This is a genomic window from Streptomyces sp. NPDC006368 (assembly GCF_040612535.1).
Taxonomy (GTDB): domain Bacteria; phylum Actinomycetota; class Actinomycetes; order Streptomycetales; family Streptomycetaceae; genus Streptomyces.
Window position 1 is genome coordinate 24988 of record NZ_JBEXQK010000042.1, and the last position, 13566, is coordinate 38553.

At 75.1% G+C, this 13566-nt stretch carries 9 protein-coding genes; 7 read left to right on the forward strand and 2 right to left on the reverse strand.

All coding sequences use genetic code 11. From position 1 onward, the window contains the following. The first annotated feature begins 9 nt into the window (after positions 1–9). Positions 10–2151 (forward strand): xanthine dehydrogenase family protein molybdopterin-binding subunit, encoded by a 2142-nt coding sequence (locus tag ABZZ38_RS24935; RefSeq protein ID WP_356743760.1) that lies wholly within the window; start codon positions 10–12, stop codon positions 2149–2151. Here ABZZ38_RS24935 and ABZZ38_RS24940 read toward each other — a convergent pair. Both ABZZ38_RS24940 and ABZZ38_RS24945 read right to left on the reverse strand, forming a co-directional pair. Further along, complete coding sequence (locus tag ABZZ38_RS24940) at positions 2139–2789, reverse strand: DUF4230 domain-containing protein (protein WP_356743764.1); 651 nt, start codon at positions 2787–2789, stop codon at positions 2139–2141. The two genes, ABZZ38_RS24935 and ABZZ38_RS24940, sit on opposite strands and share 13 nt — an antisense overlap. 77 nt (positions 2790–2866) lie before the next feature. Further along, entirely contained in the window at positions 2867–4537 is a 1671-nt protein-coding gene (locus tag ABZZ38_RS24945) for an IclR family transcriptional regulator C-terminal domain-containing protein (protein WP_356743767.1), read from the reverse strand. A gap of 131 nt (positions 4538–4668) precedes the next feature. Between ABZZ38_RS24945 and ABZZ38_RS24950 the strand changes: the two genes are divergently transcribed. The 6 genes from ABZZ38_RS24950 (at position 4669) to ABZZ38_RS24975 (ending at position 13547) form a co-directional block, all read left to right on the forward strand. Continuing rightward, positions 4669–5856 (forward strand): 4-hydroxybenzoate 3-monooxygenase, encoded by a 1188-nt coding sequence (locus tag ABZZ38_RS24950; protein WP_356743769.1) that lies wholly within the window; start codon positions 4669–4671, stop codon positions 5854–5856. A gap of 107 nt (positions 5857–5963) precedes the next feature. Then, positions 5964–7220, forward strand: a complete 1257-nt coding sequence (locus tag ABZZ38_RS24955) for a lycopene cyclase family protein (RefSeq protein ID WP_356743771.1) — start codon at positions 5964–5966, stop codon at positions 7218–7220. Further along, on the forward strand, positions 7217–8851 hold the full coding sequence (locus tag ABZZ38_RS24960; protein WP_356743773.1) for an FAD-dependent oxidoreductase: 1635 nt from the start codon (positions 7217–7219) through the stop codon (positions 8849–8851). Before ABZZ38_RS24955 ends, ABZZ38_RS24960 begins: the two co-directional genes overlap by 4 nt. A gap of 91 nt (positions 8852–8942) precedes the next feature. Next, a complete protein-coding gene (locus ABZZ38_RS24965; RefSeq protein ID WP_356743775.1) occupies positions 8943–10475 on the forward strand; it encodes an SDR family oxidoreductase in 1533 nt (510 codons plus the stop codon). A 571-nt stretch (positions 10476–11046) separates the two neighbouring features. Next, positions 11047–12750, forward strand: a complete 1704-nt coding sequence (gene ctaD, locus ABZZ38_RS24970; RefSeq protein ID WP_356743777.1) for a cytochrome c oxidase subunit I — start codon at positions 11047–11049, stop codon at positions 12748–12750. Between the two features lie 89 nt (positions 12751–12839). Next, positions 12840–13547 (forward strand): pyridoxamine 5'-phosphate oxidase family protein, encoded by a 708-nt coding sequence (locus ABZZ38_RS24975; RefSeq protein ID WP_356743779.1) that lies wholly within the window; start codon positions 12840–12842, stop codon positions 13545–13547. The last annotated feature ends 19 nt before the right edge of the window (positions 13548–13566 follow it).

Below are 13566 nucleotides of genomic sequence, written 5' to 3' on the forward strand. Positions count from 1 at the left end.
GGTCCCGCGATGCGCCCCACCGCGCCCACCACCGCGCCCGCCCTGGGCGCCCCCGCCGAGCGGCTCGAAGGCCGCGACAAGGTCACCGGCACCGCGCGCTACGCCACCGAGCTCGCGCACACCCCGCCCGACTGCGCCTACGCCTGGCCCGTCGCCGCCACCGTCGCCCGCGGCCGGGTCACCGCCGTCGACACCGCCTCCGCCCTCGCCGTCCCCGGTGCCCTCGCCGTCCTCACCCCCTGGACGGCGCCGCGGCTGGCCGAGCCCGACGACCCGACGCTCGCCGTCCTCCAGAACGACACCGTCCCGCACCGCGGCTGGTACGTCGCCCTCGCCGTCGCCGAGACGCCGGAGGCGGCCCGCGCCACCGCCGAGGCCGTCGACGTCACGTACGCCACCGAGCCGCACGACGTCACCCTCACCCCCGACCACCCCGACGCCTACGCACCCGAGGAGGCCAACGGCGGGCAGCCCGCGCGCACCGAACGCGGCGACGCGGACGCCGCCTTCGACGCGGCGCCCGTACGGGTCGACGTCACCTACCGCATACCGCCGCTCCACAACCACCCCATGGAGCCGCACGCGGCCTACGCCCGCTGGGACGGCGCCACCGGCGGCGAACACCTCACCGTCTACGACTCCAGCCAGGGCGCGGGACCGGTCCGCTCCGTCCTGGCCCGGATGTTCGGCCTGCCCGAGGAGCGCGTCACGGTCGTCTCCGAGCACGTCGGCGGCGGCTTCGGTTCCAAGGGCACGCCCCGTCCCCACGTCGTCCTCGCCACCATGGCCGCCCGCCACACCGGCCGCCCCGTCAAACTCGCCCTCCCGCGCAGGGACATGGCGGCCGTCGTCGGCCACCGCGCCCCGACCGTGCAACGCCTGCGCCTCGGCGCCGAGCGCGACGGCACCCTCACCACCGTGAGCCACGACGTCACCACGTACACCTCCCGCATCAAGGAGTTCGTCGAGCAGGCCGGCGTCCCCACCCGGGTGATGTACGCGTCACCGCACGGCCGGACCGCCCACCGGGTCGTCCCCCTCGACGTACCGAGCCCCTCCTGGATGCGCGCCCCCGGCGAGGCGTCCGGCATGTACGCCCTGGAGTCCGCCATGGACGAACTGGCGGACGCCCTCGGCCTCGACCCCATCGAGCTGCGCGTCCGCAACGAGCCCGTCACCGAACCGGACAGCGGCCTGCCCTTCAGCAGCCGCAACCTCGTCGCCTGCCTGCGCGAGGGAGCCCGCCGCTTCGGCTGGCACGACCGCGACCCGCGCCCGGGCATCCGCCGCGAGGGCGCCCACCTCACCGGCACCGGCGTCGCCGCCGCCACCTATCCCGTCCTGTTGTCCCCGTCCACCGCCACCGCCACCGCCCACCCCGACGGCACCCGCACCGTGCACGTCAACGCCACCGACATCGGCACCGGAGCCCGTACCGTCCTCGCCCAGATCGCCGCCGACGCGCTCGGCGTCGGTCTCGACTCCGTACGCATCCACATCGGCAGCACCCGCCTGCCGCGCGCCCCCCTCGCCGGAGGCTCGTCCGGCACCGCGTCCTGGGGGTCGGCCGTGCACGCCGCCTGCACGCGCCTGGTGGAGCGGCTCACCCGCCACGAGGGCCCGCTGCCCGTGGAGGGGCTGTCCGCGTCGGCCGACACCACCGAGGAGGCCGGCCGCACCCCGCCGTTCGCCCGGCACGCCTTCGGCGCCCACTTCGCCGAGGTCGGGGTCGACACCGGCACCGGCGAGGTGCGGGTGCGGCGGCTGCTCGGCGTGTACGCCGCCGGGCGGATCCTCAACCCGCGCACCGCCCGCTCGCAGTTCATCGGCGGCATGACCATGGGGCTCGGGATGGCCCTGACCGAGCACGCGGCCGTCGACCCGGCCTTCGGCGACTTCGCCGAGCGGGACCTGGCCGCCTACCACGTGCCGAGCCACGCGGACGTGCCCGCCATCGAGGCGCACTGGGTCGACGAGGAGGACAGCCGGCTCAACCCGATGGGCAGCAAGGGCATCGGGGAGATCGGCATCGTCGGCACGGCCGCCGCCATCGGCAACGCCGTCCACCACGCCATCGGCGTCCGCCTCCGCGAACTGCCGCTCACCCCGGACCGGGTGCTGCCCGCGCTCGGCAGCCGTCAGCCCGCGTAGGTGACGGTCACGTTCCGGAAGCCGAGGGAGCGCAGCAGGCCGCGCAGCATCCGGGTGGTGTTCTCCTCGGCGCGGGCGGTCAGCCGGCTCTCCTTCGCGGCCTGCGCGATGTGCCGGACGGCGAGCCGCTGCACGGCCTGCTCGCTGCCGGGATTGTCGGAGAAGAGGTCACCGAGCCGGTCCAGCAGGCCCCGCTGCTTGGCCACCGCGTAGGAGCGGTCGGGGTCGAGGGCCGGTGTGCCGAGCGCGGCGCGTGGCAGCCGGAGCGTGGCGGTCGTGCGTTCCTCGTCGACCGTCACGTCGCCGGCGCCGAGCCGGCCCAGGTCGACATAGGCGTCCACGGTGCCCGCGCCGACGTACAGCGTGCGGGTGCCGCGCAGGGCGTCGGGGAGGAGCCGGGCGTCCTTCTCCAGGTCGACGACGACCTGGAAGTTGCCCGAGGCGGCGTCGTAACGGCTGATGTCCTGGAGGGATTCGAGCAGGACGGGCCCGGAGCGGTCGTGCGTCTCCTCCCCGAAGACGTCACCGAACCCGGGGACCAGGTCGAGGCGGAGGGCGGCGAGCAGGAGCGCGGTCACCACGGCCACCGCGCCCGCTGCCTTCACCCACCACGGAACGTGCTGCTTGGCGGAGCTCATGGCGACGGTCCTCCTTCCGCCGTACATGTGCCCCCGAAACGCGAACGTCACCCGGCCCGGGTTTGGTTGACGGTGTGTCAGTCCACCGGGATCGGTGCGAACCGCCCCGCCACCCGAAGGTCCGCCTCGATCCGGTCCGCCGTCGCCCGCAGCTCCGGCAGGATGTCGCCGACGCACTCCTCGGCGGTGCGCCGCACGCTGTGCATGGCGACGTTCACCGCCGCGACCACCGTCCCCCCGCGGTCGCGGACCGGTACGGCGATGGAACGCAGGCCCTCCTCCAGCTCCTCGTCGACCAGCGCGTGACCGGAGCGCGCCACCTCGTCCAGGACGGCGGCGAGCTCCCCCCGGTCCGTCACCGTGTGCGGGGTCAGGGCGCGCGGCGTGACGCGGGCGAGCCGCTCGGCGCGCTCGGCGCGCTCCAGCCCGGCCAGCATGACGCGGCCCATCGAGGTCGCGTACGCCGGGAAGCGCGTCCCCACGGTGATGTTGACGCTCATGACGCGGCTGGTGGCGACGCGGGCCGTGTACCGGATGTCGTCCCCGTCGAGCACGGCCAGTGACGCCGAGTCGTGCACCCGCCCCGCCAGCGCGGCCAGGTGCGGCGCGGCGATCGCCGAGAGCGTCGTACGCGACAGCGGGGGATACCCGAGGCCCAGGACGCGCGGTGTCAGCCGGAACGACCGCTCCCGCGCGGTGACGTACCCCAGGTGCTCCAGGGTGATCAGCGCGCGGCGGGCGGTGGCCCTGGCCAGGCCCGTCGCCTCGGCCACGGCGCTCAGCGTCAGCGTGTCCCGGCCCTCGCCGAACGCGGTGAGCACGGTCAGCCCGCGCGCCAGCGACTCGATGAACCCCCGGCCCAGCTCCTGCTTGGACGCGCCGGTCCAGGCGGCCAGCCCGGCGGGCGGCCCGTCCGCCGGGGGCGCCGGCGCCGGCGGGAACTCCGCCGCGTCGCGCAGCGCCCCCTCCATGGCCCGTACGGTCGCGCGCAACCGGGGCAGCGCGGCGTCCCGCAGTGAGGCGACGCTGTGCCGGCTGGTGTGGCTCACCACGCTGACCGCGCAGGCCGGCCGGCCGTCCGCGTTCCGTACGGGGGCGGTCAGGGCGACCAGGCCGGGCTCGATGAGCTGGTCGTCGAGCGACCAGCCCCGCTCGCGGGCCTGTGCGACGCGCTCCTCGAAGTCGTCCCCCTCCGGCCGGGCGCGCGGGGGTACGGCGGGGAAGGTCAGGTCCTCGGGGTCGGCGGCACGGCGTTGGCGCCACCGCTCCCACTCCTCCCCGGTCCAGTCGGCGGCGAACAGGGGGCCGGGGCCGGTGCGTTCGGCGGGCAGCAGGTCACCGATGCGGAAACTGAGGGACATGGCCCGGCGCCGGGTCGCCTGGTGGACGAACCGGATGCCGTCCCCGTCGGCGACCGCGAGGGACACCGACTCGTCGAGCTCGTCGGCGAGGGCGTCCGCGTGCGCCCCGAGCAGGTCGGGCAGCCCGATCGCGGCCAGATAGGCGTTGCCGAGCTCCATCAGGCGCGGGGCCAGGGTGGCGTCGCGGCCGTCCAGCCGGAGGTGGCCCATGCGCGCCAGGGTCGCGGTCACCCGGTCGACGGTGGCGCGCGCGAGGCCCGTGGCGCGCTCCAGTTCGCTCAGGCTCAGCGTCCCTCCCGCGTCGGTGAGGCGGCGCAGGACCGCGATGCCGCGCATCAGCGGGGCGACGGCCTCGGGCGGCGTCTCGATGGGGGTGGTGGAGGGCATCGGGCTCTTTCGTCGCGGACGGGGGGACACCGTGGAGGCCCGCGGGCGTTGACAGCGCCGGGCCCCGGGCGCAGACTCACCGCACCCATTTTCGTGAAGTTTACTTCACTCTGCGAACAGGAGAGTCGCCCATGCACACCACCGTCGGGATCGTCGGCGGCGGCCCGGCCGGACTGCTGCTCGCGCGGCTGCTGCACCGTGCCGGCGTCGACAGCGTCGTCCTGGAGCGCCGCGACCGGGCCTACGTCGAGGCGCGGCAGCGCGCCGGCATCCTCGAACAGCCCACCGTGGACGTCCTGCGCGCCGCCGGGGCCGGGGACCGCCTCGACCGCGAGGGCCTGGTCCACGACGGCATCGAACTGCGCTTCGCCGGGCGCGCCCACCGCGTCGACTTCCCCTCCCTCACCGGTGGCCGCAGGGTGACCGTGTACGCCCAGACCGAGGTCGTCAAGGACCTCATCGCCCTCCGGCTCGCCGACGGCGGCCCGCTGCTGTTCGACGCCGAGGTCCACGCCGTCGACGGCGCCGACACCGACCGCCCCGTCGTCCGCTACGCGCACGAGGGCCGCGAACACACCCTCACCTGCGACTACGTCGTCGGCTGCGACGGCTTCCACGGGATCGCCCGCGACGCCGTGCCCGAGCACCTGCGCACCACGTACGAGCGGACCTATCCGTACTCCTGGCTCGGCATCCTCGCCGAGGCGCCGCCCGTGTACGACGAGCTGATCTACGCCCACTCGCCGCGCGGCTTCGCGCTCGCCAGCATGCGCACGCCCACCGTCAGCCGCCTGTACCTCCAGGTCCCCAACGGCACCGACCCCGCCGACTGGCCCGACGAGCGCGTCTGGGACGAGCTCGACGCCCGCCTCGCGCTCGACGCCGACCCGGACCGGCGGCTGAAGCGCGGCCCGGTCACGCGGAAGTCGGTGCTGCCCATGCGCAGCTGGGTCACCGAGCCGATGCGCCACGGACGGCTCTTCCTCGCCGGGGACGCCGCGCACATCGTGCCACCCACCGGGGCCAAGGGCCTCAACCTCGCCGTCGCCGACGTGGTGGTGCTGGCCCGCGCCCTGGAGCTGCGCCACACCACCGGCTCGGAGGAACTCCTGGAGGCGTACTCCGACACCTGCCTGCGCCGGGTGTGGCGGGCCGAGCACTTCTCGTACTCCATGACGACGACCCTGCACACCGACCCGGACCAGTCGCCGTTCGACACCCGCCTCCAGCTCACCCAACTCGACCGGATCGCCACGTCACCGCACGCCGCCGCCGACCTGGCCGCGAACTACACCGGCCTGCCCCTCGCCGCCGGCTGACGCCCCGCCCGGGCGGCGACACCTCCGGGCCCACCCGAACGGCCGCTGCGGCGGGGAAGGCGAGGGGCGGAAGGGGAAAGGACACCCGAGCCCCGGAGGGAGCCGCCATGCCGCCGCAGAGACACCCCGTGCGCGAACCGCACCTGGTGCTGGACACCCATGTCGCCGTGGTGGGCGCGGGCGCGGCGGGCCTCTCCCTCGCCCACCACCTGTGCGCGTCCGGCACCGCAACGGGGGACGGACGTCACCGCCCCGGCACGGTCCTCATCGACGCCCCCACCGGGCCACTCCGGCCACCCGAGCGCACCTGGTGCCACTGGGAGGAACCCGGCGGCGACTACGACGACGTGCTGGTCCGCTCCTGGGACCGCCTGCGGGTACGCGACCCCGACGGCACCGCCGTCACCCGCCGCACGGCACCCCTGCGCTACAAGATGCTCCGCTCCGGAGCCTTCGCGGACGCCGTGGGCGCACGCCTCGACGACACCGTCACCCGGGTCGAGGCGACCGTCCACGCCGTCCGCGACCGGCCCGGCGGCGCGGACGTCCTCGGCGTCACGGCCCTCGGACAACGCCTCCGGGTCCGCGCCCGCTGGGTGTTCGACTCCCGCCTGCCCCGCTGCCCGCCCCCGGCCCGCACCCGGCTCCTCCAGCACTTCCGCGGCTGGTTCGTGCACGCCGAGCGGGCGGTGTTCGACCCCACCACCGTGGAGCTGATGGACTTCCGCACCCCGCAGCCCCGCCACGGCCTCTCCTTCGGCTACGTCCTGCCCCTCACCCCTCACGACGCGCTCGTCGAGTACACCGAGTTCTCCCCGGCCGCCCTCGACCGGGGAGCGTACGAACGCGCCCTGCGCCACTACACCGGCGAGGTGCTGCGCCTCGGCCGGTTCGAGGTGACCGGCACCGAGCAGGGGGCGATCGTCATGAGCGACGCGCGCCACCGGCGCCGCGCCGGGCACTCGGTGTTCCGCATCGGGACGGCGGGCGGCGCGACCCGCCCCTCGACCGGCTACACCTTCGCCGGCGTGCAGCGCCAGACCCGCGCCGTGGCCGCCGCCCTGCGTGCCGGACGCGTCCCCCTGCCGCCCGCCGCGCACCCGCCACGCGCGCGTGCCCTGGACGCGGTGGTGCTGCGCGCCCTGCACAGCGGACGCGTCGACGGACCGGCGTTCTTCACCGGCCTCTTCCGCACCGTGCCCACCGAGCGACTCCTGCGCTTCCTCGACGGGGACACCCGCCTCCTGGAGGACCTGCGCATCGGACTGCGCACCCCCGTGCTGCCCATGCTCCGCACCGTCGCCGAACTGCCCCTGCTGCCCCGGCGCCCCGCCCCGACCTTTCGCGAAGGGAACCGCCCATGAGCCCGCCGCCCGCCGACGGACCGACCCCCGCGTCACCGGGACGACCGGCCCCCGCACCGCCCGCCCGGCCCGTGACCCCCTCCGCCCGGCCGGCCCGGGCCCCCCGGCGCGGCCGGGACCGGCGGGCCCGGATCGTGACGCCCCGGCCCGGCCTGCCACGCGTCACCGGCGAGCCGCCCCGCACCGCGGTCATCGGCGGCGGCATCGCCGGACTCGCCGCGGCGACCGCGCTCGCCGAGCGAGGCGTACGCGTCACCCTGTACGAACGCGAACGGCAACTGGGCGGACGGCTCGCCGGATGGCCCGTGACCCTGGCGGACGGCACCCCCGCCACGATGAGCCGCGGCTTCCACGCCTTCTTCCGCCAGTACTACAACCTGCGCGGCCTGCTGCGCCGCACCGACCCCGCGCTCGCCCGGCTCACCCCGCTCCCCGACTACCCCCTGTGGCACAGCGGTGGCCTGCGCGACGGCTTCGCCCGCGTCCCGCGCACCCCGCCGTGGAACGCCCTCGGCTTCGCCGCGCTCAGCCCCTGCTTCACCGCCCGCGACCTCGCCGCCATGAACCCCCGCGCGGCGCTGCCGCTGCTCGACGTCCGCGTCCCCCAGGTGTACGAGCGGCTCGACACCATCAGCGCCCTCGACCTGCTGGAGCGGATCCGGTTTCCCGAGGCGGCCCACCACCTGGCGTTCGAGGTGTTCTCCCGGAGCTTCTTCGTCGATCCCCGCACCCTGTCCGCGGCCGAGCTGGCGCTGATGTTCCACATCTACTTCCTCGGCTCCGGCGAGGGACTGCTCTTCGACGTCCCCCACGAGCCCTACCCGCGCGCACTGTGGGAGCCCCTCGGGGACTACCTCGCCGGACACGGCGCCGAACTCCTCGAAGGCCGCGCCGCCGAGTGCGTGGAACCCGGCCCCCGGGGCGGCTTCACCGTCACGGCCGACGACGCCGGACGCCACCACGACGCCGTGGTCCTCGCCCTCGACACCTCCGGGCTGCGCCGCCTGGTGAACGACTCGCCCCGGCTGGGCGACCCGGCCTGGCGCACCCGTCTGCGCCGCCTGCGCACGGCCCCGCCCTTCCTCGTCTCCCGGTACTGGCTCGACCGGCCCGTCGCCACCGACCGCCCCGGCTTCCTCGCCACCAGCGGATACGCCGGGCTCGACAACGTCAGCGTGCTGGAACGCTGGGAGGGCGAGGCGGCGCGCTGGGCCGCCCGCACAGGCGGCAGCGTCGTCGAACTCCACGCGTACGCCATCCGCGCGGGCGTCCACCGGCCCGCCTTCCAGGAGCGGCTGCTGACCCGGCTGCACTCCGTGTACCCGGAGACCCGCGACGCCCTCGTCGTCGACGAGCGGCACGAGTGGCGCTCCGACTGCCCGAGCTTCCCGGTGGGCGGCTACCGGGACCGGCCCACGGTCCGCACGCCCGACCCGGCCGTCATGGTGGCGGGCGACCTCGTGCGCACCGGCCTTCCGGTCGCGCTGATGGAACGGGCCGCGACGAGCGGCTTCCTCGCCGCGAACGCGCTGCTGGAGCGGTGGGGCGTCACCGGGCAGACCCTGTGGACGGTGCCCACGCGCGGCAGATCCGCGCCCCTGCGGGCACTCGCCCGGCTGGCCGCGGGCTGACCGGCCCGGCCCGGGGACGCGGGCCCGCCGAGCGGGGGGAACGGGAAAGGGGCACCGTGGAAGCGACAGGACCGTCGAGGCAGGAGCCCCCATGACCGACCCGAACGGCGCACCGCTGTGTCTCGTCACCGGCGCCACCGGCTACATCGGCGGCCGGCTCGTGCCGGAGCTGCTGGCCGCCGGCCACCGCGTCCGCTGCCTGGCCCGCTCGCCCGGCAAACTCCGCGACCACCCGTGGGCCGACCGCGTCGAGGTGGCCGAAGGGGACGTCACCGACGAGGACACGGTCCGCGACGCGATGCGCGACGTCGACATCGCGTACTACCTGGTGCACGCCCTCGGCAGCGGGCGGGACTTCGAGGAGACCGACCGGCGGGCGGCCACGATCTTCGGCCGCAGCGCCCGGGCGTCCGGCGTCCGGCGCATCGTCTACCTGGGCGGCCTCACCCCCGCCGCCGTACCGGAGGGTTGGCTCTCCCCGCACCTGCGCTCCCGCGCCGAGGTCGGCAGGATCCTGCTCCACTCCGGCGTGCCCACGGCCGCGCTGCGCGCCGCCGTCGTCATCGGCTCGGGCTCCGCCTCCTTCGAGATGCTGCGCTACCTCACCGAACGCCTCCCCGTCATGGTCACCCCCAGCTGGGTGCGCACCCGCATCCAGCCCATCGCCGTCCGCGACGTCCTGCGCTACCTCGTCGGCAGCGCAGCACTGCCCCCCGACGTGCACCGCCCCTTCGACATCGGCGGTCCCGACGTCCTGACCTACCGGGATCTGATGCGGCGGTACGCCACCGTCGCCGGCCTGCCCCGCCGGATCATCCTGCCGGTACCCGTCCTCACCCCGAGCCTCTCCAGCCACTGGGTCGGGCTCGTCACCCCCGTGCCCCCCGGCATCGCCCGCCCGCTCGTCGAGTCGCTGCGCCACGAGGTGGTCTGCCGCGACCACGACATCGCCCGGTACGTCCCGGACCCTCCCGGACAGCCCCTCGGCTGCGACGAGGCACTCTCCCTCGCCCTGCGAAGGGTCCGGGAGGCCCAGGTGGCGACCCGGTGGTCCTCCGCCTCGGTACCGGGCGCGCCGAGCGACCCGCTGCCCACCGACCCCGGCTGGGCGGGCGGCAGCCTCTACACCGACCGGCGCGAGCGGTCCGTCGACGCCTCGCCCGACGCACTGTGGCGCGTCATCGAGGGCATCGGGGGTGAGAACGGCTGGTACTCCTTCCCGCTCGCCTGGGCCGTGCGCGGCTGGCTCGACCGGCTCGCCGGCGGCGTCGGGCTGCGCCGCGGGCGCCGCGACGCGCACCGGCTGCGGGTCGGCGACTCGCTGGACTTCTGGCGCGTCGAGGCCCTCGAACCGGGGCGGCTGCTGCGGCTGCGCGCCGAGATGCGGCTGCCCGGCCTGGCCTGGCTGGAGATGTACGCCGAGGAGGACGGCGAGGGCCGCGCCCGGTACCGCCAGCGCGCCCTGTTCCACCCGCGCGGCCTGCTCGGGCACGCCTACTGGTGGAGCGTGTCACCGTTCCACGCGGCGGTCTTCGGCGGCATGGCCCGCAACATCACGCGGGCCGCGGCGGCCGAGGACCGCGCCCGTGCCGCCACGGCCCCGTCCGCGCGGACCGCGTCCTGAACCCCGCGTCGGTCCCGCCCACCCGTACCGCCCCGGACGTGCCCGCCCGGGCCCGTACGGGCGACCGCGTACCGCCCCGGAGGTGCCCCGGCCGGGCCCGTACGGACTGCCCCGCGTGACCGGACGGGGACGCGCCGACCCCGCGCGGCCGGGAAGCGCGCGGGCCGGCGGGACGCGCCGCCCGGACCCGTACGGGCGACCGCGCACCGCCCCGGAGGTGCCCCGCCCGGGCCCGTACGGACTGCCCCGCGTGACCGGACGGGGACGCGCCGACCCGGCGCGGCCGGGAAGCGCGCGGGCCGGCGGGACGCGCCGCCCGGACGCGTACCGCCGTACCGCCTACCGCCGTGCCCCCGGCGCCCGGCCGGGAAGCGCGCCGCCCGGACGGGGACGCCCGCCCCCACGCGATCCGCCCGCCCCCACGCGATCCGCCCGGCCGGACACGCCGCCCGCCCGGACGCGTGCCGCCCGGACAGGGCGTCGGCGCGGCGCTGGCCAATACGGGTGACGTCCCCCCACCCGGCGAGCCCAAGGCGCTCCGTACGGCCGCGCACTGCGTAGGTTGCCGCCCATGGTGACTTCCACCGAGCCCGTCGCTCCCGTACCCGCGGCTCGGCGTGGTCCGGGCCGCGCCGTGGTGGGCTGGCTGACCACGACGGATCACAAGAAGATCGGGCACCTGTACCTGATCACCTCGTTCGGGTTCTTCCTCTTCGCCGGGGTGCTGGCGCTGGTGATGCGCGCCGAACTCGCCAGGCCCGGCCTCCAGCTCATCACGAACGAGCAGTACAACCAGGCGTTCACGCTCCACGGGACCGTGATGCTCCTGCTGTTCGCCACCCCCACCTTCGCCGGCTTCGCCAACGCCGTCATGCCGCTCCAGATCGGCGCGCCCGATGTGGCGTTCCCCCGTCTGAACATGCTGTCGTACTGGCTGTTCCTCTTCGGGGGGCTGATGGTCGTCGGCTCCCTGCTCACCGCCAACGGCGCGGCCGACTTCGGCTGGACCGCCTACACCCCGCTCAGCCGCCAGGAGCACACCCCGCAGCTCGGCGCCGATCTGTGGATCATGGGGCTGGCGCTCTCCGGCTTCGGGACCATCCTCGGCGCGGTCAACTTCATCACCACGATCGTCGGGATGCGCGCGCCCGGCATGACGATGTTCCGGATGCCGATCTTCACCTGGAACGTGCTGCTGACGTCGGTCCTGGTGATCCTGGCCTTCCCGGTGCTAGCCGCCGCGCTGCTGTGCCTGGAGTCGGACCGCGCCTTCGGGTCGCACGTCTTCGCCCCGGCGAACGGGGGAGCGCTGCTGTGGCAGCACCTCTTCTGGTTCTTCGGCCATCCCGAGGTGTACATCCTGGCGCTGCCGTTCTTCGGGGTGGTCACCGAAGTCCTGCCCGTCTTCTCCCGCAAGCCGCTCTTCGGCTACATCGGGCTCGTGGGGGCCACCATCGCGATCACCGGCCTGTCGGTCGTGGTGTGGGCCCACCACATGTTCGCCACCGGAGCGGTGCTCCTGCCGTTCTTCTCGCTCCTCAGCTTCCTCATCGCCGTGCCGACCGGGGTGAAGTTCTTCAACTGGATCGGCACCACCTGGAAGGGCTCCCTCAGCTTCGAGACGCCGATGCTGTGGGCCGTGGGCTTCCTCGTCACCTTCCTCTTCGGCGGGCTGACCGGCGTGGTCCTCGCCTCGCCCCCGATGGACTTCCACGTCACCGACTCGTACTTCGTGGTCGGCCACTTCCACTACGTGCTCTTCGGCACGATCGTCTTCGCGATGTTCGCGGGCTTCCACTTCTGGTGGCCCAAGATGACCGGGCGCATGCTCGACGAGCGGCTCGGCAGGATCCACTTCTGGACGCTGTTCACCGGCTTCCACATGACCTTCCTCGTCCAGCACTGGCTGGGGGCGGAGGGCATGCCGCGCCGGTACGCCGACTATCTGGCCGCGGACGGGTTCACCGCGCTGAACACCCTGTCGTCCCTGGGCACCTTCCTCCTGGGCCTGTCGACGCTGCCGTTCCTCTACAACGTGTGGAAGACCGCCCGCCACGGCGAGCGGGTGGAGGTCGACGACCCGTGGGGGTTCGGGCGGTCCCTGGAGTGGGCAACCTCCTGCCCGCCGCCCCGCCACAACTTCACCACCCTGCCCAAGATCCGGTCCGAGTCACCCGCCTTCGACCTGCACCACCCGGCGATCGCCACCCTGGAGAAGATCGAGACGCCGGGCCGCCGCCGCGACGTGGTCGAACCGGGCGCCGGCGAGCAGTAGGACATGCTCCGGCCCGCGGGGCGTGCGGACCGGGGCGCGGGTGACTACCGTGAGGACATGGCGCCCTTCGACCGGAGGGACGGTGCCTCATGTCCGAGAAACCGCTGCTGCGGAGCCCTGAGACGCGGACGCCGGGCCACTGCCGGGGGGACATCGGCCGCCGCGTCGCCGCCCGCCGGGAGCAGCTCGGCCTCAGCCGCGAAGAAGTGGCCCTCCGCGCCGGTTCGGCGCCCGGCTACATCCAGTACCTGGAGGAACAGCCCGCCACCCCGGGCATCGGCTTCCTGCTCAGACTGGCCGACGCCCTCGAGACCAGCGTCATGGAGCTGGAGGGCGGCACCGTGGAGTTGCCGCCCGGCGCAGGCCACTCCGCCTACCGCCCGCACCTGATGGACCTCGGCCTCGACGAGTGCGGCGCGCTGCTCGGCACCCACGGCGTCGGCCGGGTCGCGGTCACCACCCACGACGGCCCCGCCATCCTGCCCGTCAACTACGTGGTCGCCGATGGTGAGGTGGCCTTCCGCGCACCGCCCGGCGCTGTGGTGTCCACGGCGCCGGGCAGCGAGGTGGCGTTCGAGGTGGACCACATCGACGACGCCCTCGGACGCGGGTGGAGCGTCCTGGTCGTCGGCGAGGCGCATCCGCTCACCGACCCCGACTCCGTACGCCGCGTCGAGGCGCACGCGTACGACACCCCGTGGGCCGGCAGCGACAACGCGCCCTGGGTGGCCGTCACGCCCAGCCACGTCACCGGCCGCAAGGTCGACGCGCCGTACGCCCACCGCCCGGCGCACTGAGCCTCGCCCGGCGCACCGA

What these genes read in the sequence shown, in the direction of transcription:
- ABZZ38_RS24940 (WP_356743764.1), bottom strand. Translation starts at nt 2,789, where the DNA reads ATGAGCTCCGCCAAGCAGCACGTTCCGTGGTGGGTGAAGGCAGCGGGC.
- ABZZ38_RS24935 (WP_356743760.1), top strand. Translation starts at nt 10, where the DNA reads ATGCGCCCCACCGCGCCCACCACCGCGCCCGCCCTGGGCGCCCCCGCC.
- ctaD (WP_356743777.1), top strand. Translation starts at nt 11,047, where the DNA reads ATGGTGACTTCCACCGAGCCCGTCGCTCCCGTACCCGCGGCTCGGCGT.
- ABZZ38_RS24965 (WP_356743775.1), top strand. Translation starts at nt 8,943, where the DNA reads ATGACCGACCCGAACGGCGCACCGCTGTGTCTCGTCACCGGCGCCACC.
- ABZZ38_RS24975 (WP_356743779.1), top strand. Translation starts at nt 12,840, where the DNA reads ATGTCCGAGAAACCGCTGCTGCGGAGCCCTGAGACGCGGACGCCGGGC.
- ABZZ38_RS24955 (WP_356743771.1), top strand. Translation starts at nt 5,964, where the DNA reads ATGCCGCCGCAGAGACACCCCGTGCGCGAACCGCACCTGGTGCTGGAC.
- ABZZ38_RS24945 (WP_356743767.1), bottom strand. Translation starts at nt 4,537, where the DNA reads ATGCCCTCCACCACCCCCATCGAGACGCCGCCCGAGGCCGTCGCCCCG.
- ABZZ38_RS24950 (WP_356743769.1), top strand. Translation starts at nt 4,669, where the DNA reads ATGCACACCACCGTCGGGATCGTCGGCGGCGGCCCGGCCGGACTGCTG.
- ABZZ38_RS24960 (WP_356743773.1), top strand. Translation starts at nt 7,217, where the DNA reads ATGAGCCCGCCGCCCGCCGACGGACCGACCCCCGCGTCACCGGGACGA.